Here is a 25,690-nt window from a genome sequence, read left to right as displayed (position 1 = left end):
AAAAACTACCCTTCACATCCGCCGGAAATCGGATGCGGTTCATAAGAACCATGAAGGAAATTTGGAGCCGATAACGCCGGAATCGTTATCGGCTTTCTTTGTAAGATCAGGTTCTTTTTTGAATCATTTCAGATGGTTTGCGTTTTAAGAATCAATTACAGCCCTTTCCTGATATAATCACCTGAGCATCAACTACCTTATAAGTAGCCTCAATGCCTTCGCAGATAATATCAAGCTTTTCAAAAAGAGTTTCATCGGTCAGCGAGGTGGTTAGGCGGCACCTGACCATCACCTCTTCATCGTAAACAATATCAACGCCATAGGCTTTTTTAAGTGCGGCAAATATGTCATTAACGGGTGCATTCTCAAATGACAGATGCCGCAATTCTTCCGTTGTCAAAATCACCGACGGTTTTTCCACCAATGAACGCGTCAAACGCTCGTCTTCTTTACCGAATGTCACCCGTTGATTAGGCGTTAACACAATTCCCTTCGTTTCAGGGTCCTGATTCCGAGCGACACTACCGGCAAATACGGAAACCCTACCAGTTTTTACCTGTACGATCACCTGTTTTTCCCGTTCGTTGGCCCGAATCAGAAAGCTGGTTCCCAGCACCTTGGTTACCAACCCGTTGGCATAGACCATACACGGTTTTTCGGGGTTTTTCATGACATCAAAGAACGCTTCACCCGATAAATAAATTTCGCGAAGCGGTCCCGAAAATGACTCGTTATAACTTATTCGGCTGCTGGGTTCCAGCATAACCGTACTGCCGTCGGGCATCTTTACTTTGAGGCTCGTTTCGGCGTTGTTCACCACCTCTCTAAGGGGCAGGCGGGTTTGGGCCACCAATTGCTGGTACACTGCGTTGGTCTGCTGAGAAGATTCTTTCGTCACCCAATACCCAATGCCCAACACAAACAGCACACAGGCAGCCGCAGCTATGTACCGCCAATATGAATTAACGCCTATATATATACGTTTACTTGAATCGTTTAGGTTCTCCTCAATGGTCATCCAAATACCCGGAGTTTCCTCCACAGGAGCTTTTTGACCGGAAACCAACGCCAACTGCTGCACCGCCGACCTGGCATGATGAACCACCCGACTCTGTTCGGGATATTTTTCTAGATAGTTCTGCCAAAAAACGTCAGCAGCGGGTGTCGGATATTTGGCCCATTGGATAAAATCATCATCTGTGATGAATTCTTCGAGGGTGTAGTTTTCGTATGATTTTGTCATAATCAAGCCATTCTACCCCCTAAACCGGCTGACTTATGTTTTGTACCCTTTTTAATTGAATTTTTTTTAATTTTTTTTGAATAATGCCGTGAAGGGTAACAGAAACCACCATAATGTTGTAAAATAATGCCGAAGTTCGGTAATGGCTTTGTGCAACAGATTTCTGACCGATTGCTGATTGATATGCATCATTTCGGAGATTTCCTCAAAACTGAAATCATGATAATAACGCAACTGTATGATTTCCTGTTGACGTTTAGGCAGTTGCTGAATCGCCAGTTTAAGTCGTAAATGGCGCTCAGTCAATTGCTCTCCAGCAATCAGATCATCTTCAGATGACAATTCTCCAATGATATTTTCAAACAGATGGGCGGAGTCGATGGCAACATGATTATTTTTTTCACTGTTACGAACAATTCTGTTTCGCAATGAACGGTATAAATAAAAACGCACGGAATCTGTTTCCGCCAGATTTTCGCGGGTTCGCCACAGATGCAGGAAAAGATCCTGTACACTGTCCCTGATAAGTTGCCGGTCAGAAGTAACCCGGTAACCATAACTGAGTAAATCTTCAATGTGCCGATTGTATAACTCCGCAAACGCTTCACGATCTCCTTTTTTGAAGGCCTGCCAAAGCTGTATATCATTTTGGGTAGTTATCAATTGCCGTGACGCGTTTAGAATCAACCCAAAAATAGACACTTATTGATTTATTCTACAAATAAATTGTTTTTTTCATGTAAAAACCCCTAAACTGGCCAACAAAATAAGAAACCCCTGGCGGAAGCCCGGCAGGGGTTAATGTCGTTCATTTAACCTATCTACTATTTTTCCAGAAAGTCCAGATCTTTATCGTGGGTTTCGGCAATGGTCAGCGTGCAGTAAAGTCCGATCATAAAACATAGTGCTCCTACCAAAGCACCAGAGTCAATTACGCTGAACCCGCTTTTGAAATAACCGAACAGCGTAGTCATCAACACCACCGTACCCCGTACCATATTGGGAATGGTCGTGGCCGCCGTGGCCCGAAGGTTCGTGCCGAATTGCTCTGCTCCGATGGTCACAAACATGGCCCAATAGCCAATGCCAAACCCCAGCAGCACGGTAAGTCCATAAAGCATTGATGGTGTTTGAACTCCTCCGTAAAGATATACCCCCGTAAAGACCGCTGTAAACAACATCAGATACAGCACCGCTTTTTTGCGGGAACGCAGACCGTGACTTAAAAAACCGCTTGCCAGATCGCCCGCCGACAGGCCGATGTAGCACCACATGATCGAAAGGCCCGGCAGGATTGGCTCAGAGATATTCAACGCTTTGCCGAATTCATTGCTGAAGGTAGCCAGGATGCCGATCACAAACCACGTGGGAAGGCCCATGCCGACACATTTCAGGTATCTTATCAACCGCTCGCGCCTGGTAAACAGCGAAAAAAAGTTGCCCTTTTCAACCCGTTTCTGCGATTTGATGGCTTCAAAGGCCCCCGATTCAAACACCCCCAGCCTCAGCAGCAACAGCGTGATGCCCATGCCCCCGCCGATGAAATAGGCAGTTCGCCAATCAAAAAACTCGACCGTAAAATACGCAGCCACAGCGCCTAACAGGCCGACGCCAGCTACCAAAGAGGTCCCGATGGCCCGAAGTTGTTTAGGCAATATTTCTGAAACCAACGTGATGCCCGCACCCAATTCGCCGGCCAGACCGATGCCCGCTACAAAACGAAGTATTTTGTACATATCCGGCGATTGCACAAAGCCGCAGGCAATGTTGGCAATGGAATAGGTAAGGATAGAGCCGAACAGTACCGACAAACGTCCTTTTTTATCGCCCAGCACGCCCCACAGGATGCCGCCCAGCAAAAGACCCGTCATTTGCCAATTGAGGATGGAGGCCCCCGTGGTGGAAACTTCGGCGGCCGACAGCCCCATGGATTCCAGGCTGGGAATGCGCACGATGCCGAAAAGCAGTAAATCATAAATATCTACAAAATAGCCTAACGCGGCAACAATGACGGGGATACTCAATAAATGTTGGAGAGTGGTTTTTTGGGTTAACGTGTTATGCATTTGAATTGAGTTTACTGAAAAAAACATCCGTACGGAATCCTCCGTTTATACAGGACGTACATCGGGGCAAAAACCCTTAGTGAGTTTTGTGTTTTTTATTCATTTGAAGACCATACACCTCCTGCCATTGCACGTCTTTGGGTAACCGATGGCTCAGGGCCGCTTTGGCGGCTACTTTCCCGGCAGCCTCGCCCATGGGAACGGCATTTCCCGTGACCCTGTAACTCGCGTGGGCGTAAAAATCACCGCTGATGCACCGACCGGCCATCATCAGGTTATTCACATCTTTGGCAATCAATGAGCGCAACGGAATTTGGTAAGGCTTCATTTTTACTCCGCCACTGCCGTAACCGCCGCCTTCACCTTTAACCAGCGAGTGAATATCCACCACGAACCTGACCGTGCACACACCGTCTTCAAAGGTAGCTCCCCGCATCAGATCCTCTTTGGTCAGGGTATAGAGTCCGTGAATGCGGCGTCCTTCCCGGATACCGATTTGGGCGGCGGTGGTCACAATCCGAACATTCGACCACATGCCTCCCGACTTTCGCAGTCCGTCAATGATTTTATTGACTTCGTTACGGGCTTCCACGGTCGCCTGTGAAACCGCCCCTGCATCCGTGGCCGATACGCCGTACTGGTGATTGACCATCAGGGCCACCATATCGGGACGGATGGAGAAAAAGGAGGGCATGGAATAACTGGCATCAATCCCTGTTTTTTGAATTTCAGCGTGCAATTTTTTCTTGCCCGTTTCTGAAGGAGAACCGTCTTTGCCGTAGCCTTTAATATAACCCGCCTTTACCAGATCATCTTCGTTTAAACCGCTCAAAATGACCATCAATGACATGGGCTGGACTCTGCCCGTTTGGGGTTCACCCATTTCAAACCCGCAGCCGGCCCGGGCCGCAAGTTCTCCGTTGCCCGTAGTATCAATAAATACCTTCGCTTTCCAGGCTTCCCTGCCCGAAAAACTCTCGGTGGCGATGTAATCGATTGTATTGTTTTTGCCTTTGTAAGCAGCCGTGACGCGGGTGTGCAGGCGAACCTCCACTCCCGCTTCCCAGCACAGCTGTTCGAGTGTCCATTTCATTCGTTCGGCATCGTATTTCTTGGCTGTATATTGGGCATCGGTAGCATCCAAGCGGTCAATGATCTCTTTCATGATGCCAGGCTTGCCTTCATGATCAATGATGTTACTCAACAGACTCGCCGTCCAGACCCCGCCCAAACATCCGTGAACTTCTATCAAAGTGGTTTTGGCCCCGCTTCGAGCTGCACTCAACGCCGCACCGATTCCGGCCGGCCCGCCGCCGCAGACAATTACGTCGGTTTCTTTTACGACGGGTAAATCACGCTTGGGTTCCTGAAATGTTTGTGCATCTTTTTTTAAGTTGCCCGCTTCCAACGTTGACATGGGAGCGAAAGCCGATAAAGCCCCCGTTTTCAGAAAATCTCTTCTTTTTAGCATGGGTATCGTTATTTTTTAAGGTAAAGGTTGTTCAAAAATTCGCCCCTTTTCCAGAGTTTTGATTGGTATAATTTCTTCGCATCGGCTTGTTGACCATCCGGCAGTTTCCTGATCCAATGCAGGGCCAATATCTCTTCCAGTACTTTCTCCGATTCAAGGTTATGGTAGTCTATGGCATCCATGTATTGCAATTTATGGACAGTCCGAGGCTTGATTTGAACCTGTTCCAGCGGGTACAACTCGTGAAAGAAACCTTTTGCCCCAAAATATTGAACGGCTTCAAAATAGGGCGAATCGGCGTCCACATCACTCACGTAGATGATTTTAGCCTTGTTTTTCAACAACAGGGATTGTAATTCCTGTACTTTTACTGCGGTTACCTTCACGCCGTTTTTGATACTCAAATGCGCGGCCAATCCTGCCGCCTGCCCCAATGCCGACCAGGTGGGTTCTAAACGGATTCCGCAAAAACCGACGTGACTCGACGAAACAGCTACGGGCACGAGTAAGTTCTCAAATTTCTTAGGCAACATCACCCCGTAAGGAATCTGAAAAGGCTGCGGGACAAAGTTAAAATCTCCTTCGGTCATGTCTGCATAGACAGGCCCAGGGGCCGAAACTCCGTGACAATTGAGGGCGTAATCACAAATGGCCACCGTATTTGGATTTAATACGGAACGAATGGAGTTAGGTGCCTGATAGGTATCTTTTTCGGTAAAAACCACGTCACCCATGATCCGACGAGCTTCGCGGATGTAAAGACGATACGGGAAATTGCGGGGGGCCGCCCCGTCAGTATCCGTAAATTCATCTTTGGCCAATCCCCAAATTTGCGCTTCTCTGCGAATGTCAGGAGGAATACTTTCATCATTTTGTAGAAAGTAAATCATGCCCAAAATATGTTCGCGGTGCTCCTGAATGATACGTGAACGAACTTCGGTACTTCCGTCGGGATATTCATAATTTTTCCCCAACGACGACATACGCACGGGGGCATTTTTGATGTCGTTGATGTCGGCCTTGCGGTTGGCGATGGGCTGCACCCGTAAAATCCCTTCGGCACTTTGAGTAAAAATTTGCTTTACTTTTCCGCTTTTAAATACTTGGGAAATCGGTAAATACTTTTCACGGTTATAGTTTTGGGGCATTTCCACTTTTCGGCTGTTTTCGACCGAATCAGTCATGATGATGCGGAAATTGTAGGCCTGCACTTTTTTGTCGCCTTCACCCGTACCGCCCGTCAGAATCTGTCCGCCTTTCGAGAAAATATGCCCCGCAAAGCGTTCGCAAAACTCATGTCGTGACTCCCTGCCGACCCGGTATTCCGCTCCTGCCGCTACGGCCAGATCCCCTTCGTAGGTAGCATCAATAAAGACTTTACCTGAAATTGCAATCGGCTTTTTATCAAACAAATTAATAAAAGTTGCCGATTGTATTTTTGATTCACCCCGCTTGTTTTTTATAACAAAAGCCCTGGTGATTCGGTGTTGAGTATATACTTTTATCAGTGGCAGTTCTGTCAACATTTGCCCGAAAATCAATTCGGTTACGTGCGGCTCGGCATTCACGCCGAAATAGCACTCTTTTACCTGCCTGGAGTTTTTGCCGTACCTTTTTTCATAATAGGCCAATGCCCTGAATCGATATTCATTAAAAGTACCACTTAATGCTTCCTGTGAGATGAAATCAGTAAATGACAGTCCGCCCGACATCAGCCCGCCGATGTGTTTGTATTCTTCCACCAAAGCCACACTGTGCCCCTGACGGGCGGTATTGATGGCGGCAAAAATACCCGAGGGCGTGGCCCCGTAAATGACAACGTCGGTTTTGGTTTGGGCTTTCGCCCAAGTACCTATTGTTAACAATAAAACGATTATTATGCGTAAATTTATCATGCTTTATTTTTATTCAACCTGCCATTTTACTTCTTCCCATTTTACCTCTTGTGGAAGCCTATTCGATAAGGCGGCAATCGCCCCTACTCTTCCTGCCGCCTGTCCCATCGGCACGGCGTTGCCCGTTACTCGATAGCTGGAATGGGCAATAAAATCGCCGCTGATGCACCGCCCTGCCATCATCAGCCCCTGTACGTCAGAAGCAATCAATGCCCGCATCGGAATATCATAAGGCAACAATTTTACCCCACGACTGTAACTGCCTTTGGATTCATCATCTTTCTTGACGGAATGAACATCTACGCCCATATTGACCCGACACACGGCATCGTGTTGGCGGGCACCTTCCATTAAATCTTTACGGGTAACGGTGTAAAGCCCGTGAATCCGACGCCCCTCCCGAACACCTATCTGCTCCCCCGTGGCCACAATCCGCAGGTTTTTCCAAACGCCGCCCAAACCACGTAGCCCATTCACGATTTTGTGCAACTCGGCTCTCGCCCGCAGCGTAGCCAAAGAAACCTGATTGGCATCGGTGCCGTTAAATCCGTACTCGTGGTTGGTCATCAACATATACAGATCTTCCCGAATGGGGTACAGGCCGGGACGGGTATAAGAAGGTTTTACTCCTCCTCGAATAATTTCATTTTCCAATCTTTTTTTAGAAGGTGTACCTATTTTGCTGTCTTCGGCATCTCGCACAAACGGCTTGATTTCATTGTAGTGAATGCCGCTCACTAAACATAACAAACTCATGGGCTGCCCAACGCCGTCGCTGCCGCCGTATTCGTATTTGCAGCCGGCCTGTGCTGCCAAATCACCGTCGCCTGAGCAATCAATAAAGATTTTACCCGCCCAGGCTTCCCGTCCTGATTTAGATTCAGTGACAATGTGGGTCAGACGGTTGTCTTTTTTGGCGGTTGCTGCCACACGGGTAAATAGTCGAACGGTTACGTTGGCTTTCAGACAATATTCTTCGAGCAATACCTTCATTTCTTCGGCATCAAATCCAAAACTGTCTCCACCCGAAATGGTGGCACTGCCGCCCCGTTGGGTCAAGTCCTGCATGATTTCGCGCATGAGGCCGGGTTTATTTTGGTTATCAATAATCCACGTCAGATTACCCGATGTCCAAACACCTCCCAAACACCCATGGACTTCCAGTAAAAGGGTTTTTGCCCCGTTTCGGCCTGCTTCAATTGCTGCGGAAACGCCCGCCGGGCCTGCTCCGCAGACAATGACATCGTATTCTCCCGTAACGGGGATTTCACGGGCTGATTCTTGCAAAGCGGCTGCCGTATGAGCATCCGGTGCCGAAAATGATTGCAGTAGTGGGTTTGCCGCACTGAGCAAAGCCGTACTTAAAAAATGCCTGCGTTCCATAATGGTATTCATTAAAATCGTTTTAGAATTTATTTGTGAGTTTTGAATTTTCGATACAGTTCATTCAAAAAATCCCCACGGGTCATGGTCAAAAAAATTTCCTTTTCGCTATCAGTAGCCTTATAGCTGATGATTTCTAACCAATGATTCATTAATTTCTGATTCATTTTTTGATGGGGATATACATAATGGTGCGGAAAAGCGGCAGTAAATTGCCCTTGAATAAACTTTAAATGGTCTTCAAAATGGACAGTATCAATGGCAGGTACTTTTACTAAAAAGCCCTTTTGACCGAAATATTGAGCAGCTTTGAAAAAAGGAGAACCAGGCAACACATCAGAAAAATAAATCGTTATCGCTCCCTTTTCGTGCAAAATCTCCTGAATTTCATGTACTTTCACATTTCTCAACTGTACTTTTTGTTTGATTGCCAAAGCCGCTGCTACGCCGGCTGCCTGCCCCAAAGCAGTCCAGATAGGCTCCATACGCAGGGCAGAGTAACCCACGTGCGTTGCTGAAATAGGCACGGGGGCCAACAAACCATCTATCATTTTAGGTACAATCACTCCATAAGGAATCTGATGCGGCACGTTGGAAAACGCCGCACTGAACTGCCCATCACGAATAGTAGGGTGAAAAGCGGTTCGTTTGCCAGTTCCGTGTGAATTCAGCCCATAATCACCCACGGCAATGGAATTGGCTTGCAGGGGTGCCCGCAAGCTGTTGGAGGCTTGTTGGGTATCCTGCTCTTTGAAAATATAACTACCGACCAATCTTCGCCCTTCCCGTACATAGAGGGCAGGAGTAAAGTTTTCGTTGTAGGTATATTCATCTTTGGGCAAACCCCAATTTCGGGCTTCGGCCTGAATGGACGCAGGAATTTCTCTATCATTCTGAACAAAATAAATCAAGCCCAAAGCATGGTCTTTGTGTCTTTCATAAAGCATCTTTCGGTGTTCCGGACTGCCTTCGGGCCAGGTATGACTTTCACCCCACAAGGCCAAACTCAACGAAGCAAAATGACGGTCATTTACGTCGGCTTTGTTGTTGGGAATTGAACGTATGGTGACCAAATTGAGGTTAAACTGCCTGATTTTGCCGCTTTTTATTTCTTCGAGTAATGGTAAATAGGAATCTCTGACGTAATTAGTGGGCTTAGGTACTGGAATAGCATTGGCCAGGTCTTTTGTCATACAAATTCTGAAATTATAATTTTGAATTTCTTTATCGCCGCCCCCCGTGCTTCCTGCCAAAAATTTTCCATCTTCCATAAAGACCTTTCCAGCATATCGTTCCCCAAATTCTTCTTTGGATTCTCTGCCCAAACGATACGCACAGCCTGCTTTTGCTATCAAATCGCCCTCGTAGGTGGCATCAATAAAAACCGTTGCTTTGGTCATAATCGGCGCTTTTCCTGCGGTAGAGGCAAAGCTTACCCCCGTCAATCGGTTGCCCTTTTTTTCCGTTCTTTCCAGTCTGTAATTGGTAAAAACCTCAATATTAGGCTGCTCCGACAGCATTTGCTCAAAAATTAATTTAGCAACTTTCGGCTCATAATAAGCCCCTCGATAGCAATCTTTCACCTGCTGTGATTCAGGCCCATAAGTACTTGTATAATAAGCCAATACACGGTTCATAAATTCTCGAAATGTGCCCTGCACTGCCTCAAAAGTGCGAAAATCGGTAAATGATAATCCACCGGAGGTGAGTCCGCCAATGTGATTGGATTCTTCAATCAGGGCTACCTTTACGCCCAATTGAGCCGCATTGACCGAAGCGGCAATACCCGCAGGCGTAGCACCGTAAACCACCACGTCAAATTGTTTGGGAGTCTGTCCAAACGAAATAACCGATAGGAATAAAATTAAGCAAGCAAGGACTGCTTTCATCATCAAATTGTGAATAAAGAGATTCTGTTTCTGAACTCAATCGCTCAGAAACAGAATGAGATTGGTTAAAGTTTAGCCCAAAACAAGCGAGCATTGTCCTGATACACAGTATTCTGGTCAGATACCTGCGGAGCGTTTGCGTTACGGGAGATTTCATCTACCGGATACGGAAAGCGTTTTGCGGTACCATCAGGGTCGTTGAGGGTAATCAGGCCCGTACGACGGACATCATTATACGCTTCCTGACTTTGAAACACGAACAGGAATATGTATTTCTGGGTAATAATGTCTTTCAATGTCAATTTATCAACTCCCATCAACACTTTTGGCCGGGCCAAATAAGCGTTGATTTGAGCAGCAGTAATCGCCGCTGCTGAGTTAAAAACAGCCGATTGGGCCATCGCCGACCGCACGGCTGCATCGTAGGCGGTGTATGCCTTGGCTTTATCACCCAAACGCAATTGAGCTTCAGCTTCGATAAATTTCAATTCGGTGTAAGTCAATAAGGGCAAAGGTGAAGTACGGTTTTGAAGATACAAAGGTTTTGAATACAGCGTACCGTTGAGGGTTACGTCGGTATTTGCCTTGCTTGTGGGGGGCGTTATGACTTTACCGCCAATTTTGGTAAACCAAATATTGGCTCTCGGGTCGGCCAACACATCTTCATTTGATTCAAGAAACGACTTCATGGCCGTGACAATTCCGTCGGCTATCACAATGGTAGAGGCATTCATAAAGTTGTTGGCAATGGGATTGGCGTTTTCAGGATTGCTCTGATAACCCGTGACCGTGAAGTTTTCGGCAGAGGAAAACGAATTCCCGATAGCCGTTAAAACATCGGCATCTTTGGGGCTTACATTGCTCAGGCGATTTAACAAACGGGCTTTCAGGCCCCAAGCCGTTTTTTTCCAAAGCGTCATATTGCCTTTAAACACCAAATCATCGTTTCCCGGGCGAGTGGCCGCCGTAGTTGCCTGGTCGCATTTTTGAATACCTGCATCGAGCAATTTCTGCATTTCGGCATATAAGTCCTGGGCTTTGTCAAACTTTGGCTGAATGATACTCTCCAGACCTACCTCTTTGTAAGGAATATCACCGTAGGTATCTACCAAAAGTAATAAAGTATAAGCCGACATAATATCGGCAATGGCCGCATAGCCCTGACGTTGCTGTTTATCAGCTTTGGCTCTAACGTCGTTGAAATAGCGTATCGCCTGAAAACCACTCGTCCAGTTGGTACCACCGCTTACGCCGAGGGTAGAAGCACCGCCAATCTGCAATTTGGTAGCCGTATTTACTCCCGTGAAATTGGTGTGTTCTGAAGCATAGCCACTAATGATGGAAATGCTGCCTACCACCCGTTGAAATACCATCATTTGAGCAGCAGGGAGAATGGTATTCAATGGTGCGTCAGAAATGATATTGGGATTAGTGTCAATCTCATTGAGTTTTTCGTCTGAGCACGCACTGAGAATAAGTGACAGGAAAGCACTGAAGTATAGGGTCTTTTTCATTGGAATTGAAGCATATGGTTGTAAAACGTTACTTAAAATTTGAGGCGGATCCCTCCTCCTAAACTGCGGGTTTGGGGTTGTTGATACCACTCAATTCCCACCGAATTACCCGTACTGGCTCCTGAAAAATTAGTCGTCATGTTCAATTCGGGATCAACAAACGTGTTGGTAATCAGGAACAAATTACGGCCCGTCAAAAAAAGACTTGCCCTTGACATACCAATTTTTTTGGTGATTGCAGCAGGCAGATCATAATTGAGGCTTATTTCCCGTAATCGAACAAACGTGGCATCGTCTAAGTTAGATTCATGGTTGGCACTCAATGCGGCCCAATACGTGTTGGTTTTGTAAATGGCAACGTCATTATCACCTTCTACTACCAAGGCCCCGTTTACAAACCTTCCTTTTTTGCCGGGAATCACCTGTTGAATCTCCCGGTCGAGCGTAGCTTCTGATAAACCCCTTACCCTTGATTCGTCCTGTAACTGAGAATAAAACAGCCCCCCTTTGCGCCAATCTACCTGAAAACCAAAGGTCAAAGACTTAAACCGAAACGAGTTGATAAAATTGAATTCAAAGTCAGGGTTGGGTGTACCCAAAATTTGCAGTGTCGGTGATTGCAATGGAATTCCGTTGGTGGAACTTACCACAATTTGGCCTGAAGCAGGGTCTCGTTGGTAGGGACGACCGTAGAAAGAAGGATACACCTGTCCTTTTTCTGCCACCAGTTGAACTTTTGATTGGGCATCTGCCAGCAAAATGCGGGTCAGGCCCGAGGGCAGTTCTTCAACGGTGGTTTTGTATTTCGAGAAATTAACGTTGAAGTCCCAATGGAAGTCGGAGTTTTTCAGGGGAGTCAGACGAAGCATAATTTCATGCCCCCTCGAAAGCATTTTTCCGGCATTATTCACCTGACTGCCAAAACCCGTGGAAGGAGGCAGCGGAATACCAAATATCTGTCCGTCGGATAGGCTTCTGAAATAGGTATAATCAACACTGATTCGATTTTTTAGAAAACGCAGTTCCGTTCCCAATTCTACACTACGGGTGTTTTCAGGGCGAAGCGTAGAACTGATGCTGGTACTGCTTGGCAAAAACCCAGCCACTCCGTTGAGCGGAAATTGAAACCCAGGATTGGCAGCCGAGTAGCCTACGCCATTGACGAAAAGCTGTCCCAATTGACCTACCTCGGCGTAGTTGGCTCGCAGTTTGGCAAAAGTAAACAGGTTTTGGAGTGATGGCACGGCTTCAGTCAATACAAAACTCAACCCTGCTGAAGGATACAGAAAAGAGCGCTTGCCTGAAGGTAAATTGGAGGCATAATCCTGCCGAGCCGACAGGTTCAGATACAACATTTCTTTGTAGCCAAGGTTTGCATTGCCGTAAAAACCTACAACTCGTTGGGCGTTGTTGCTGTTGTTGGCGGTAATGGTTGTGCCGTTGGCAATGTTGGGCCAGTCGCCCACTACCAGATTTGCACTATTGGTGCTGTTGTTGGTACGACGAATGTCAAACAACTCATTTCCTGCAATCACATTCAGTACCAAATCTTTGGTCAAATTTCGGTCATAACTCAAAAATAAGTTAGAGTTAAGCTGAGTTTCCTGTTGGTTTTGCAATAAAAATTTCCCTCCGCTTGGTGGATTTGTTCTTCCTGTCGGCCCCGTGCCCAATTCGTCGTAAGTTTCGATTTTGGTATTAAAATTGTCCAAGCCCACCCTATAAGTCACCTTCAAGCCTTTGGCCAATTGATATTCTAAAAACAGGTTTCCGTAAGTGCGTGCAGTCCGACTGTTTCGAAAGTTGTTTTCTACAATCCAATAGGGGTTGTTTTGGGCGGCTCGAAACAGGATTTGCCGGTAAGGGTCAGTGGCCTCGGCATAAGGTTTTCCTTTCAGGTTGTAGGAAGGTGGAGTTTCGTAAACAGTACGAAAAAAAGCAGCGTTTCCTACCTCATCGGGAAAGTCATTAACGTTAATATCTGCATAATTTATGGAGACACCTACTTTGAATTTCGAAAACGGGGTCAACAATCCGTTGAATTTGATGTTGGTGCGCTGCAAGCCGGTATTGGCAATCACCCCCGTTTGGTCAGTGCGGCCTACCCCAATGGCGTAGTTGCCGAAACTTCCACCCTGTGCTATTTCCAAATTATTATTGAAAGTAGAACCCGTTCCGTAAAACTCCTCCATATTTCGGTACGAAGCGGCCTGTTCCTGCTGACCCAACAAATTGGTATAGGTACCGAGTGTACTGATTTTGGGGCCGTAGGCAAATAATCCGTTTTGATCAAACACACCGTTATTTCCCTGTGCGTACTCGTATTGCAACTTGGGTAAAAAACTAACTTTATCCTGAGCAAATTGTGATTCAAACGTAACAGTAGGCTTGCGATTGGCGTTTTTGCCGCTTTTGGTCGTAATAACGATCACCCCGTTCGACGCCCTTACGCCATACAGGGCCGCCGCCGCCGGTCCTTTCAAAATATCCATTGATTCCACATCCGCAGGATTGAAATCAATGGAACGCCCCCCGGCCGCCACGGGTAAACCGTCAATGACATACAGAGGCTCATTTGAACCCGTAATGGAACGGGAGCCCCGGATATTTACCAGGGCAGGACGGCCCGGCATGCCACTGCTCAATCGTACCTGGACCCCCGCTGCTTTCCCTTGCAATGAGTTTTGAATGTTGGTATTGCCGACGGCTGATATGTGTTCACCGGCTACTTTTTGTGAAGCATATCCTAAGGCCTTTTGGTCGCGCTTGATACCAAATGCCGTAACCACTACCTCATCCAACGTCTTGGTATCTACTTTAAGGCTTAGGTTGAGTTGGCTTTGATTCCCAACCGCTACCTCCTGCGACAAATACCCCACAAACGAAAACACCAAAACTGCACTGCCATCGGGTACGTCTATTTTGTATTTACCACCAGCATCCGTCGTGGTGCCGCGTTGGGTTCCTTTGACCAAAATACTTACCCCAGGCAATCCGGAACCGCTTTCATCGGTGACGGTTCCTGTAATGATTTGGTCGAGCATTTGGGGAAATGCGTTTGGGAGCTCAAGTTGTCCGGTTTGGGTTTTTTCCGATATTCCCCGTTTGAGAATGATCTGCCTTCCGACAATTTCGTAAGACAATTTTTGGGGAGTCAGCAGTTTTTCCAACACCGCCGAAAGTTTCTCGTTGGAGGCAGTTACCGTAATTTTACGGGATGCCCGAATGAGATTGGGACTGTACGAAAACTTTACTTCGGCAATTTTTTCAATTTCGGAAAGTACTGAATTAATGTTCTGATTGGTAACCTGAATCGAAATACGACGCTCCAGCACCTCCTGCGCCGCTGCGTCATCAGCAAACGAAAGATTAGCAAAAATCAGGGCAATACACAGATGTATAAAGGACCATTGCATGATTTTAACCGCCCAATGCCGGGCAGTGTTACTTTTTTTCATAGATTTGAATGTTTTTGTTAAACGAAAAATTTGACAAAACACCCCCGCATCTGTACACTACAGATGTCGTTCGCGCGATAGGGGCTTATGAAGTCGGTGATGGTGGTGCATTGCCGACTTCTCTTTTTTTAATGGATAATCAGGTACCGGTTCAGTTCATTCAGCTTTGTGTTTGGTGAATAATAGGTTAATTGGCACAGCCTTTGCCCGAAATAATGATCTGAGCATCTAAAATCTGATAGTTGGCTTCAATACTTTTACAGATAATATCCAGTTTTTCATAGAGTGACTCGTCGGTTAAGTCGGCGGTAAACTGGCACTTGGAGAAAATTTCCTCATCAAACACCATGTCAATCCCGTAGGCCTTTTCAATCATATTGAATACATCAGAAGCCTGGGCAGCTTCAAACACAAATGAGTACCGCATCGGTGTGGGTGTAGTGGCACTCAGTAAAGTTGGATTTTCTACCAACGACTTTACCAACCGGATTTCCTGCCGTGATAAGACTGCCTGTTGATTAGGCAACAACACTATGCCCTCACGTTCTCTATTGCTGATATTTTTCCGATTACTGATTTTCTCGGCTACAGCAACTGCTACTCGACCCGTCCGAACTTTAACCTCTACATTTTTATCTTCGGGAAACGCCTTTACATTAAAACTTGTACCCAGTACCTTGGTGACCAATTCATTGGCGTACACAAAAAATGGTTTATTTGGATTTTTGGCCACTTCAAAAAATGCTTCTCCGCTCAGATACACCTCTCGTTTACTCCCTTCGTTGAAGGTTTTGGCGTAACTTATCCTACTTTTGGGGCTTAGAAAAATGGAACTTCCGTCGGCAAGCGTGACAAGAATGGGTTTGGGCGTATCGTTTACTTTTTCTGTTAATGGTGATTCGGACTGCTCCCGATTCACTTCATACGTCAACTCAATAGGGGCAGTTTGACGATTTACAAACCACCAGCTCATCACCAATACCACTGATGCCGCCGCTGCCCAACGAGCCCACACCGGTAAGCGACGGATTTTAACCTCCTGCTCTTCCCCGAGCTGCTGCTGTATCTGCTGAAACACCCTGTCTTCATTTGCTTTTGTGGAGAAACCGCTCTCCACCTGCGCTTCAAGGGTCAACAATATATTTTGGGCAACGGTAATTTCCTGCTTTTTTTCAGGGTGCCGTTGTAAAAAATCTTCCCAAAAAGCCGAAGATTCGGCCGTGGGGAATTGAACCCATCGCCGAAAATGAGCATCTTCTATAAAATCGCTGGTGGTGAATTGCGAATATTTCATGGTGACTATTTTGGAAATAATGGTACTATTCCCATTCTGTATAGAAAGAGACAATCAGGAAGGTTTTCAACCTCCTGAATCGAAAAAAAAATTGAAAAAATCATAAAAAAAACGGCACGGCAATGATAATCAAGGAAATAGCCAGTTTACGAAGGATCTGAAGGGCTTTCTGAACAAGGTTACGGGCGGTTTGCTCTTTGATATGAAGAAGGTCGGCAATTTCTGAATACTCAAAATTATGATAATACCGAAGCAGAAGCGCCTCATTTTGACGGGGGGGTAATTGACTCAACCAGGCCGTTAACTTTTCTGACTGAATCAGGGTATCTTCTTCATGGGTAAATAAGGTTTCCGGTGAGTCTTCCATCGGTAAAAACGACTCTTCTACCTTTCCCCATTCTTCACCATGGAGAAAATCGGCTTTGAGCGAGCGATGAATTTTTCGACGAAGCGAACGAATCAGATAAAATTTAACCGATTGGGCCTGACTTAACGAATGACGACTGCGCCAAATATCCACAAACAGATCCTGAATGGCATCGTTTACCGCATCTTCGTCTTGGTGAATGCGTTTTCCATAACTGAAGAGTACCTGAAAATACCGACGATACAACGCCTCAAAGGCAGTTTCGCTGCCTTCACGTACCGCCTGCCAAAGGGTTTCGTCGGTCATTGTTACGTTTATCACGGATTCCTCAATGTCGCATTAAATTCAACAAAAGTAGGAAAAAATTAAACTTTGTAAAGAAGTCGATGAATTTCAACCGATTATTGCATTTAACAGCATCACGCCTAACAAACCTGATACCGAAACCAGCGTTTCCATCACCGACCAGGTTTTGAGGGTATCTGCCAAGGATAGTTGAAAGTATTCCCGAAAAAGCCAGAAGCCAGCATCGTTTACGTGCGAAAACATCATGCTCCCCGCCCCGATGCTCAACACCATCAGGTGCGGTTCGGTCTGCGTTGTGGATAGCAAAGGAGCCATAAATCCAGCCGTTGTAATACCTGAAACGGTGGATGAACCTACCGCCACCCGAATGACAGCGGCCATCCCCCACCCCAAAATAAGCGGATGAAGCGTGGAATGCTGCATCTGTTCGACAATGGATTGGGTGACCCCGCCATCTGTCAGGACCTGTTTCAGCGCTCCCGCTCCCCCAAAAATCAGAAAAAGCATGGCTACGTCTTTGATGGAATCTCCCAAAAGGGCCGTTATCTCCGCCATTTTTCGGTTTTGCCGGATACCCAGCAGATACACGGCCGCCAATACCGAAATAAACATGCTTACGGTGGAGTCGCCGATGAAACCGAGTGCCTCAAAAAGAAATGAATTTTCGGGCAGAAAGGAGGAAAGAACAGTCGTTGCACCGATTAACCCAATGGGTAATAACACCGAAAAAAGACTGCTGAACAGCGAAGGCATTTCTGATTCAGGCAAATCGGAAGCAACGAAAGCCGGATTGGGAAGGGTTGTATATTTTTTCAGCGTTACCCCGAACAGTGCCCCCGAAATCAGTATGGCCGGAATCGCCACAATGATTCCGTAGAAAAGGGTCAAACCCATGTCGGCATTAAACTGCTTTACAATCGCCAGGGGAGCAGGGTGCGGGGGCAAATACCCCTGCGTTACGGAAAGCGAGGCCAGCATGGGAAGCCCGATGTAAACGGCAGGGAGTTTGAAACGATAGGCAAAGGTGATGACCAATGGAGCCAAAAGCATAAAACCCACGGAATAAAACAAAGGTAAACCTACGATAAAACCCGTGATCATAAACGCCCAGCGTACATAATCTGTGCCGATAAACTTCACCATTTCGGTCGAAATACGTTGTGCCGCCCCGCTTTGCGCAACCAATTTTCCGAGCATTGCCCCAAGGGCAATAATGGACACAATCGATCCTAACGTACTTCCCATTCCCTGCTGTATGGCTTTCAGAATGGCCTGTGGTGGCATCTCCAAAGCCAGACCAACCCCCAAAGAGACAACAATAAAGCTTAAAAAAGTATGAACTTTAAAATAGGAAATGAATAAAACCAGTAGGATAAGTCCGCAAACAGTGATAATTAAGGCCATAAAAGAATCAGATTACGGTGTTCAAACCAAAAAATTCGGAAAGTCCTCCACCCGCTCACAGCATATCTGATCCATTACCTGCTGCAATTGCACTTTCAGCATACTGATGGTATGGTTGCCTCCTTCATTGCCCAGGGCACCCACCCCGTACATAAAGGTGCGGCCCATAAAGGCAAAATCTGCTCCGCTTGCAAGGGTACGGGCTACGTCGGGTCCCGAACGAACGCCACTGTCCATCATAATTTTGATTTTCCCCTTATAGTTTTCAACAATCGGCAGGAGCGATTTTATCGCCGATTGAGCCGCGTCCAATTGGCGGCCTCCGTGATTGGAGACAATGATACCATCCAGCCCTAGTTTTACGGCCAATTCGGTATCTTCCTCGCTTGCCACTCCTTTCAGTACCAGTTTTCCTTTCCATCGGTCACGGATGGCGGCGATTTTGGCTTCGTTGACCCGTCCCGAAAACGTTTGATTCATATAAGCGCCCAGCGCTTTCATATTCAAGCCTTTGGGCATGTATTTTTTCATGGTGGCAAAACCGGGTTGTCCATGATAGAGGGTATTCAGGGCCCAGGCGGGTCTACCGAAAATCTGCAGAAAATTAGTCAAAGACATTTTGGGCGGCATCGCCAGGCCGTTACGAATGTCGCGGGGGCGGAACCCGAAACTGGGTACATCGCACAGGACGCACAGTACCTTGCAGCCTGCCGCTTCGGCTCTGTCAAGGATGTCGTCCCGTAACGTATCTTCTTTGGGATGGTATAACTGAAACCAAAACTTTCCTTCGGTCAATTCACCGATTCGCTCGATACTAGCGGTGGAAACGGTACTTAAAATAAAGGGGATATTATGCTGTAAAGCCGCTTTTGCCAATATTTCCGGGGCATTGGGCCACACCAACCCCTGTAATCCGATGGGGGCGATCCCGAAAGGAGCGTCGTAGATATGTCCGAAAAGTTCGGTTTTGAGGGTGGAGCCCGTATGCTTGGAAAGGTAGTAGGGTTTTAATTCCACTTCCCGGAGTTCTGCCGTATTCTTGATCAGATTTACATCCTCATTGCAGCCTCCGTCCAAATATTCAAAGGCAAAGCGGGGAACGCGCTTTTTGGCCATACGTATCAGGTCATCAACTGACGGATAATCGGTATTGTACTGTAGTGGTGTCATGATTTATTTTTCAGATCAAAAATTTTAGTCATCATCAGCCATTTTTCTCCTTCTTTGGCCATCGGTAAGGCCTGTTGGTATTGCCATACAAAATCTTCCCATTCCCTGACTTTCGGGTTCTCGGCATCTGCTTTCCGTTTTGCCTCAAAGGAAAAATTATCGGCGGTTTCCATGATCATATACAGGCGAACGCCGATACGGTAAATTTCCATGCTCACAATACCCGAATCAATGATCGACGCTTAGATTTCAGGCCAAATATTCTGATGCAACCGTTCGTATTCGGCGATCAGCCCGGCATCATCTTTTAAATCCAAAGCTAAACAGAATTGTTTCATATTTATATGGAGTTTTTAGGTTGATGGCCTTTCATGCCGAAAAAAAGAACCATAAAAAAGCACAGCAAAGGAACAACGTAACCTTTCTGAATATCATCACCGGCGTTGTCAATGATCTTACCCATGATTACTGGAAAAATAGCCCCGCCAATGATAGACATGACAATTAGCGAAGAGGCGGGTTTGGTATTTTCGTTCAGGTCTTTGATACCCAGTGAAAATATCGTCGGAAACATGATCGACATAAAAAATCCCAAACCGCCCAAAGCCAGTACCACGTTTTTACCTTCGGCAAAAATAGCCACACCGCTGAGAAGTATACAGAGTAAGGCGTATACGGAAAGAAGGGTTGCGGGTTGAATATACCGCATGATGATTGTTCCGATAAACCTGCCTGACATGAACAGCAGACCGTATACCCCGAGATAATACCCTGCCGTTTTCTCGTCCACTCCGCCGCCCGAAACAGCCATTCTGATAAAAAAACTCGTTACGCAGACCTGGGCTCCCACGTAAAAGAACTGGGCTGTGACAGCCCAAACCAAGTGCTTATATTTGAGGGCTTTGCCAATGCTGCCCGAAGATACTCCGCCGGTTCCTTCTTTAAATTCGGGAAATTTCAGCACAGCAAAAACCACGGCCAGCACCAGCAGAAAACTCCCCAAAATCAGGTAAGGCATTTTCACGGAAGCAGCTTCGGCGGTGAGATAGGCCATTTTTTCTGCCACCGGCATGGCGGCAAGTTCTGCCGCAGAGTATTCTTTTCCCGAAAGAATAAACAGCGTACCGATCATGGGAGCCAGAAAAGCCGCCAGACCGTTGAAGGACTGGGCTAAATTGAGGCGAGCGGTCGCTCCTTGGGGATCACCGAGTTTGGTGGCGTACGGATTGGCCGCCGTTTCGAGCATCGTCAGTCCACAGCCGATGATAAACAGCCCCAACAGAAAGAGACTGAAACTGCGGCTATCGGCGGCGGGAATGAACAAAAACGCTCCTGCGCTGAAAACCAACAGCCCTGTAATAATCCCATGTTTATAACCAAAGCGCTTCAGCACTGATCCCGCCGGAATGGCCGCTAAAAAATAAGCCAAATAAACGGCCGTATCCACGAAAGTAGACTGCGTGTTGGTCAGTAAAAGCGCTTTTCGTAAGTGCGGAATCAGGATACCCGTCAGGTTATTTGAAATACCCCACAGAAAAAAAAGGCTTGTCACTAAAGCGAAAGGAATGACATAATTCGGTTTGGCATTTTTCATCGTAAAGATTTAAGGTTCACTGAGTGAACGGTCTAAATGAATACCCGCCGCATACAGGCAGTTATAGACTCCCCTGACATTGACGTTCAGGATTCGGTCAAAATCCTCAGCAGAGGTGGTTTCCATCTTACCGACGTGTGCAATTCCTGCATTATTGACTAAAATGTCGATATGTTTGATCTTGTTGAACGCGGTCAGCACTTCACGTTGATTGGTCACATCACAGACTTGAGCAAAGGCCCGGCCTCCGTCATAAGTTATTTGCCTCACGGCTTCTTTTGAGGCCTCGCTATTCAGCTCAAAGATATGAACGGTAGCTCCCATGCGGGCAAAAAGAATGGAAATGGCTTTGCCGATACCACTTCCTCCGCCGGTAATTACCGCAATTTTATTGGTCAGTTGAAACATGCTCAGGTTACAAATTACTGGTCGTCGAGTGATTTAAAATGTCTGCTCAATAAGGTGTCGTTTGCCGCAAAAGAAGCAATCCCCAACAAAATTTGCCGGAGATTGATTTGTCAAGGGCATCTATCTACTTTTATTGTACACTTTCAACAGCATCATTAATTTAGAAATACTTCCGCACAGCGGTTGTCTCAATATATCTCCGATTCCGCACATTCGTTCTGTTTTTTTTTAATGACAGGACGTAAAACAATGGAGACTAATTTCATGCAAAGAAATGGGCTTTAGCCATAGTTGTATACCGATGAATTGGCAATATTTTCCAATATTTTAGCAAATAAGTATCAAAACGCTTAGAGATAGTTAAAAGCTAACGACTGAATAACCCAGGCGGTGCTACGGATTCGTCATTAGGTCCCGGATCAACATGCCTTGGAGCGTCTCATCCTAAAAAAAACCTGCTAAGAAGCCTCTCCGCCCTATATATAAAAATTAAGGTGTTCAAATCATCTGGTGCCCTAAAATACGCATGAAGTACAAACACCGCAACCGGCTCGTATCGATAAGCTACAGCAAATGACTACACCACCCTATTAACACTCCTAATCAATCGGATACTACTGAAAATACCGTGTTAGGCGCATACAGGTAAGGCTGAATGCTGAAAGGTTCACTCAAAATCATTTTTGTCCTGATCGATTATCCTACCGTCGGCCAATTCTATGGTTCTGTCAGAAGCTTTGGCGAAGTCATTATCATGGGTTACTGCTATGATGGTCTGGCCGTATTGGCTCGAAATCTCTTTGAAAATATCAAACACAACAGCCGAGTTTTTACTGTCCAAATTTCCAGTTGGCTCATCTCCCATCAGAATGGCGGGGTCGTTGATCAACGCCCGGGCGATGGCTACCCTTTGCTGTTGACCACCGCTCAACTTGGAAGCCGGTTTAAGCGCCTGGTCTTGTAAACCCAATATTTTGAGTTTTTCATAAGCCTTATGTTCTATTTCTTCGTAGCCGTATTTCCCCAATCTTCGAGCGGGGATCATTACATTTTTTAAACACGTAAACTCGGGCAACAGATAGTGAAATTGAAAAACGAAACCGATATTTTCATTGCGAATAGCGGCCAACTCATCGGGCTTTTTACCCGTTATTTTCTCACCTTTGATGTACAATTCGCCTTCATAGACGGTGTCCATCGTACTCAGGCAATACAGAAGGGTGGATTTGCCCGAGCCGCTTTTGCCCACAAGGGTCAGGAACTCGCCTTCGTAAGCATCAAAGCTGACATTGTCTAAAGCTTTAAATTTCACGGGGTCATAAAAGTATTTTCCTAAATTTCGGGTGCTTAAAACAACCTCCAAACCCCCGATGGAGGTTTTTTCTATCAATGTATTCATTTATTTTCTGTCTTTTAACTATCTTTTTTTAAAAGAGAAGATGGGGGTCGAAGGTGCTACTTTCTGAAAATTTCAACGGGGTCAACTTTTGCGGCTTTGCGAGCAGGGAAATATCCGGCACAAAGAGTTATTAACATACCTAAAATAAAGCTTCTGATAAAAAGTGTAATCTCAAAACCAATGGGAAAATAGCCAACCGGGCCACCCATATAGATATTTGACATGATGGCAATTAAAACTGAGCCCAAAAGCAAACCGACCGCCGTTCCGATTATTCCCATAATAATAGCCTCAACAATAAATATTTTCACTACATCGTTGCCATTAAAACCTGTGGCTTTAAGTATGGCTATATCATTTATTTTTTGAATAATCGTTGAACTCAAAATATTGTAAATTCCGAATCCAGCCACAATTAAAATAGCCATTGAAATAGCTCCCATCATGGTTTCACGGGTGTTGTTGCCACTTAAAACATCTGCATTGCTTGTTTTCCAGTCTTCTACCGTATAGGAAGTCAATTGCTGTAATTTCTGGACAAAAGGCTCTGGGTTATTGGCATCACGGGTATTGATGAAAAGTGTACTCACAAATGAGGGCCCTTCCTTTATAAACTGCTGTGCTGTGCTTATGTTCACATAGGATTTGGTGTTGTCATTCATGCTGCTGCCTGTCATAAATATTCCCACGATTTTCATCACTTTTACGATCCCGAAAGAAGAGGTTACGGTTATGTTATCATTTATACTTAAACTCAGTTTTTCAGAAATACCACTGCCAATAATGATTCCGTTGAGGTTACCCTGTAATGCTTCGGTGTTACCTGCCACCATATATTTATCGGTATTAAACATTTGAGCATATTCTATCATGTTCACTCCGTTCCCCGTACCTTTTATTTGGGCTTTGCCCCGGTTATAATATGCATCAAAATTTACTTGAGCAATAGCGTTTGTAACGTAGGGTTGGCTTTTTACCGCAGCTAACAATGCCTCCGGATTGATGATTTTTTTTGATAAAGTAGTAATCTGGGGATTGATAATAACTCGCAAACCTGAGCTATCATCTGTAGTCAAAGGTTTGCTTATTTCATCATTTTTATAAATTTTTATGTGGGCATTATTTTTGAATATTTCGTCAGTGGAATATTTGCTGAAACCAGCGTCCAACGAATTCATGAATAAATACATGCCTACTCCAATAGCTACTCCCAATGCAGCTACCATGGTTTGCTTTTTCCTCGTATAAATATGTGTAAAAGCAATGTCTATATTTATGTTCTTTTTCATTCTACGGCTTTAATTGTGACCCTACTTCAGAAGTGACTATTTCGTTAGCTTCAATATTTTCTGTGATTAAAATCGTACTATCCGTAATTCCGCTCAGTACCTGTACCCAATCACTGCTGGCAAATTTGATCGTAATCTTTACCTTTTCTTTCTTGTCTTTTACCTGTACAAATCCCCCAAAATCAACGAAATTTCTGGGTATCAATAGGGCGTTCTTGGCGGTAGCCACCGTAATATTGCATTGTAATTGGGTGTTTACAATAGAAAAGTCAAGGGCTTCATTGAAAGTGATTTTGCAGATAAACGACTGAGTACTTTCGTCAAAAGCAGGCAAAATTTCGGCTACTGTACCTTTGTAGGTTTTGTCTTTGTGGGTATTGAGTTGCACCAATGCCTCTTGGCCAACTTTGATTTTGCCAATGTTGCTCTCATCCACATTTACCCTTGCATAAATATCGGCCGGCTCGCCAATCAAAGCAATGGCTTCGCCACGGGTAACGTAGTCGCCTGTCTGCTTGTATTTTTTATAGACTTTGCCGCTTTTTTGCGCTTTGATCTGATTTTTACTCAACACCACAGTATTTACTTCTTTCAATGCCCTATTGCTAATCACTTGCTGTTCGGCTTGTTGCTTGATTTCCCTGTAATTTTCGAGCGAGCTTTCATAATTGGTCTTTGAAGTTTTGTATTGCAATTCGCTGTTTTCAAGGTCTATTTTGGCAATACTGTTGCTTTCCCAAAGCTTTTTATAGCGTTGCCATTGCACATGATCCTGCTCCATTTTTTGTTTATTGAGGTTGATGTCATTTTGGGCCTGCAATAAAGCCGGGGCATTGCTTTGGGTGTTGGCTTGGGCAATGCTGTACAATTCTCCAGCACTTTCCCGGTTGAAACCGCTCTCTTTGTTGTCAACCACTGCCAATATTTTACCTGCACTCACGATCTGGCCCTCTTCAAAATTGACCGCTGACAGATAGCCATCCGTTTGTGCTTTGAGTGTATAGGTATTTTTAGCTTCCAAAATACCCGAGGCAAAGACCGTTTCGATTACATCTTTACGAGTGGGTTTGGTTTCTTGGTTTTTTTTGCCGCAAGCACTCAACAGACCCACAAGTGCGATGAATACTATCAATCTACTTTTCATTGTTACCTGATTTTATTGTTAAAAACAATTTTTGATTGGGCGAGCATTACACTCACCTTTGAAGAAATAAGGCTGTATTGGGCGTTGAGCATGGCATTGAAACTGGTCAATGTTCGGTCAATGCTGATAAGTCCTTCTGAATAAAGGTTTTTGTTTTTCTCGTAGGTATCTTGCTGAATCTCAAGAACATCGACATGACTTTGCAGTTGCGAAACAGCCTTTTCAAAATCATTGACCAATTGCCTTGTTGTTAAATCGGCCGTGATTTGTGCCTGTTGGGTATTTTTCTTTGCCAACTCATAATCAAAATACGCTTTTGTGTATAATGATGCTAAAGAAGGCCATTGAATGATGGATAATTAGGCCAGCTGTGGATAAGTATTGAAGCGTGATTAC

The 25,690-nt window shown here is 45.5% G+C and carries 19 protein-coding genes and 1 pseudogene; all 20 read right to left on the bottom strand.

Going from position 1 to position 25,690, the window contains the following annotated elements:
- Positions 1 to 151: 151 nt before the first annotated feature.
- Positions 152 to 1,243 (bottom strand): FecR family protein, encoded by a 1,092-nt coding sequence (locus tag GVN20_RS21205; protein WP_166560279.1) that lies wholly within the window; start codon positions 1,241 to 1,243, stop codon positions 152 to 154.
- 66 nt (positions 1,244 to 1,309) lie between these two features.
- Positions 1,310 to 1,906, bottom strand: a complete 597-nt coding sequence (locus GVN20_RS21200; protein WP_166560278.1) for an RNA polymerase sigma factor — start codon at positions 1,904 to 1,906, stop codon at positions 1,310 to 1,312.
- Positions 1,907 to 2,067: 161 nt separating this feature from the next.
- Positions 2,068 to 3,309, bottom strand: a complete 1,242-nt coding sequence (locus GVN20_RS21195) for an MFS transporter (protein ID WP_166560277.1) — start codon at positions 3,307 to 3,309, stop codon at positions 2,068 to 2,070.
- Between the two features lie 76 nt (positions 3,310 to 3,385).
- Complete coding sequence (locus GVN20_RS21190) at positions 3,386 to 4,780, bottom strand: FAD-dependent oxidoreductase (RefSeq protein WP_166560276.1); 1,395 nt, start codon at positions 4,778 to 4,780, stop codon at positions 3,386 to 3,388.
- A gap of 8 nt (positions 4,781 to 4,788) precedes the next feature.
- Positions 4,789 to 6,675, bottom strand: a complete 1,887-nt coding sequence (locus GVN20_RS21185) for an FAD-dependent oxidoreductase (RefSeq protein ID WP_166560275.1) — start codon at positions 6,673 to 6,675, stop codon at positions 4,789 to 4,791.
- Positions 6,676 to 6,684: 9 nt separating this feature from the next.
- Positions 6,685 to 8,058: an FAD-dependent oxidoreductase gene (locus GVN20_RS21180; RefSeq protein WP_166560274.1), complete on the bottom strand. Its 1,374-nt coding sequence runs from the start codon at positions 8,056 to 8,058 to the stop codon at positions 6,685 to 6,687.
- A 29-nt stretch (positions 8,059 to 8,087) separates the two neighbouring features.
- The gene (locus GVN20_RS21175; protein ID WP_166560273.1) at positions 8,088 to 9,950 is read right to left on the bottom strand and encodes an FAD-dependent oxidoreductase; all 1,863 of its coding nucleotides are present in this window, start codon (positions 9,948 to 9,950) and stop codon (positions 8,088 to 8,090) included.
- A gap of 62 nt (positions 9,951 to 10,012) precedes the next feature.
- On the bottom strand, positions 10,013 to 11,461 hold the full coding sequence (locus tag GVN20_RS21170; protein WP_166560272.1) for a SusD/RagB family nutrient-binding outer membrane lipoprotein: 1,449 nt from the start codon (positions 11,459 to 11,461) through the stop codon (positions 10,013 to 10,015).
- Between the two features lie 32 nt (positions 11,462 to 11,493).
- Positions 11,494 to 14,919, bottom strand: a complete 3,426-nt coding sequence (locus tag GVN20_RS21165; protein WP_166560271.1) for a SusC/RagA family TonB-linked outer membrane protein — start codon at positions 14,917 to 14,919, stop codon at positions 11,494 to 11,496.
- Between the two features lie 187 nt (positions 14,920 to 15,106).
- Complete coding sequence (locus GVN20_RS21160) at positions 15,107 to 16,213, bottom strand: FecR family protein (protein ID WP_166560270.1); 1,107 nt, start codon at positions 16,211 to 16,213, stop codon at positions 15,107 to 15,109.
- Between the two features lie 100 nt (positions 16,214 to 16,313).
- On the bottom strand, positions 16,314 to 16,886 hold the full coding sequence (locus GVN20_RS21155) for an RNA polymerase sigma factor (protein WP_166560269.1): 573 nt from the start codon (positions 16,884 to 16,886) through the stop codon (positions 16,314 to 16,316).
- Between the two features lie 87 nt (positions 16,887 to 16,973).
- Complete coding sequence (locus tag GVN20_RS21150) at positions 16,974 to 18,290, bottom strand: gluconate:H+ symporter (RefSeq protein WP_166560268.1); 1,317 nt, start codon at positions 18,288 to 18,290, stop codon at positions 16,974 to 16,976.
- Positions 18,291 to 18,311: 21 nt separating this feature from the next.
- Complete coding sequence (locus tag GVN20_RS21145; RefSeq protein WP_166560267.1) at positions 18,312 to 19,460, bottom strand: alpha-hydroxy acid oxidase; 1,149 nt, start codon at positions 19,458 to 19,460, stop codon at positions 18,312 to 18,314.
- Positions 19,457 to 19,798 (bottom strand): annotated as a pseudogene (locus GVN20_RS21140) (L-rhamnose mutarotase). The gene GVN20_RS21145 and the pseudogene GVN20_RS21140 overlap by 4 nt, the downstream one beginning before the upstream one ends.
- A 2-nt stretch (positions 19,799 to 19,800) precedes the next feature.
- On the bottom strand, positions 19,801 to 21,054 hold the full coding sequence (gene fucP, locus GVN20_RS21135) for an L-fucose:H+ symporter permease (RefSeq protein ID WP_166560266.1): 1,254 nt from the start codon (positions 21,052 to 21,054) through the stop codon (positions 19,801 to 19,803).
- Between the two features lie 9 nt (positions 21,055 to 21,063).
- On the bottom strand, positions 21,064 to 21,462 hold the full coding sequence (locus GVN20_RS21130; RefSeq protein WP_229599142.1) for an SDR family NAD(P)-dependent oxidoreductase: 399 nt from the start codon (positions 21,460 to 21,462) through the stop codon (positions 21,064 to 21,066).
- A gap of 667 nt (positions 21,463 to 22,129) precedes the next feature.
- Positions 22,130 to 22,861 (bottom strand): ABC transporter ATP-binding protein, encoded by a 732-nt coding sequence (locus GVN20_RS21125; RefSeq protein ID WP_166560265.1) that lies wholly within the window; start codon positions 22,859 to 22,861, stop codon positions 22,130 to 22,132.
- 56 nt (positions 22,862 to 22,917) lie between these two features.
- The gene (locus GVN20_RS21120; protein WP_166560264.1) at positions 22,918 to 24,150 is read right to left on the bottom strand and encodes an ABC transporter permease; all 1,233 of its coding nucleotides are present in this window, start codon (positions 24,148 to 24,150) and stop codon (positions 22,918 to 22,920) included.
- Between the two features lies 1 nt (position 24,151).
- Positions 24,152 to 25,294 (bottom strand): efflux RND transporter periplasmic adaptor subunit, encoded by a 1,143-nt coding sequence (locus GVN20_RS21115; protein ID WP_166560263.1) that lies wholly within the window; start codon positions 25,292 to 25,294, stop codon positions 24,152 to 24,154.
- Positions 25,295 to 25,296: 2 nt separating this feature from the next.
- Positions 25,297 to 25,644, bottom strand: a complete 348-nt coding sequence (locus tag GVN20_RS21110) for a TolC family protein (RefSeq protein ID WP_310586843.1) — start codon at positions 25,642 to 25,644, stop codon at positions 25,297 to 25,299.
- Positions 25,645 to 25,690 lie beyond the last annotated feature (46 nt).

Origin of the sequence: Runella sp. CRIBMP (assembly GCF_009905605.1) — a bacterium.
In the GTDB taxonomy this organism is placed as follows: Bacteria; Bacteroidota; Bacteroidia; order Cytophagales; family Spirosomataceae; genus Runella.
The sequence above is the reverse complement of the archived record's forward strand: the minus strand, read 5'-3'. Positions and strand labels throughout refer to the sequence as shown.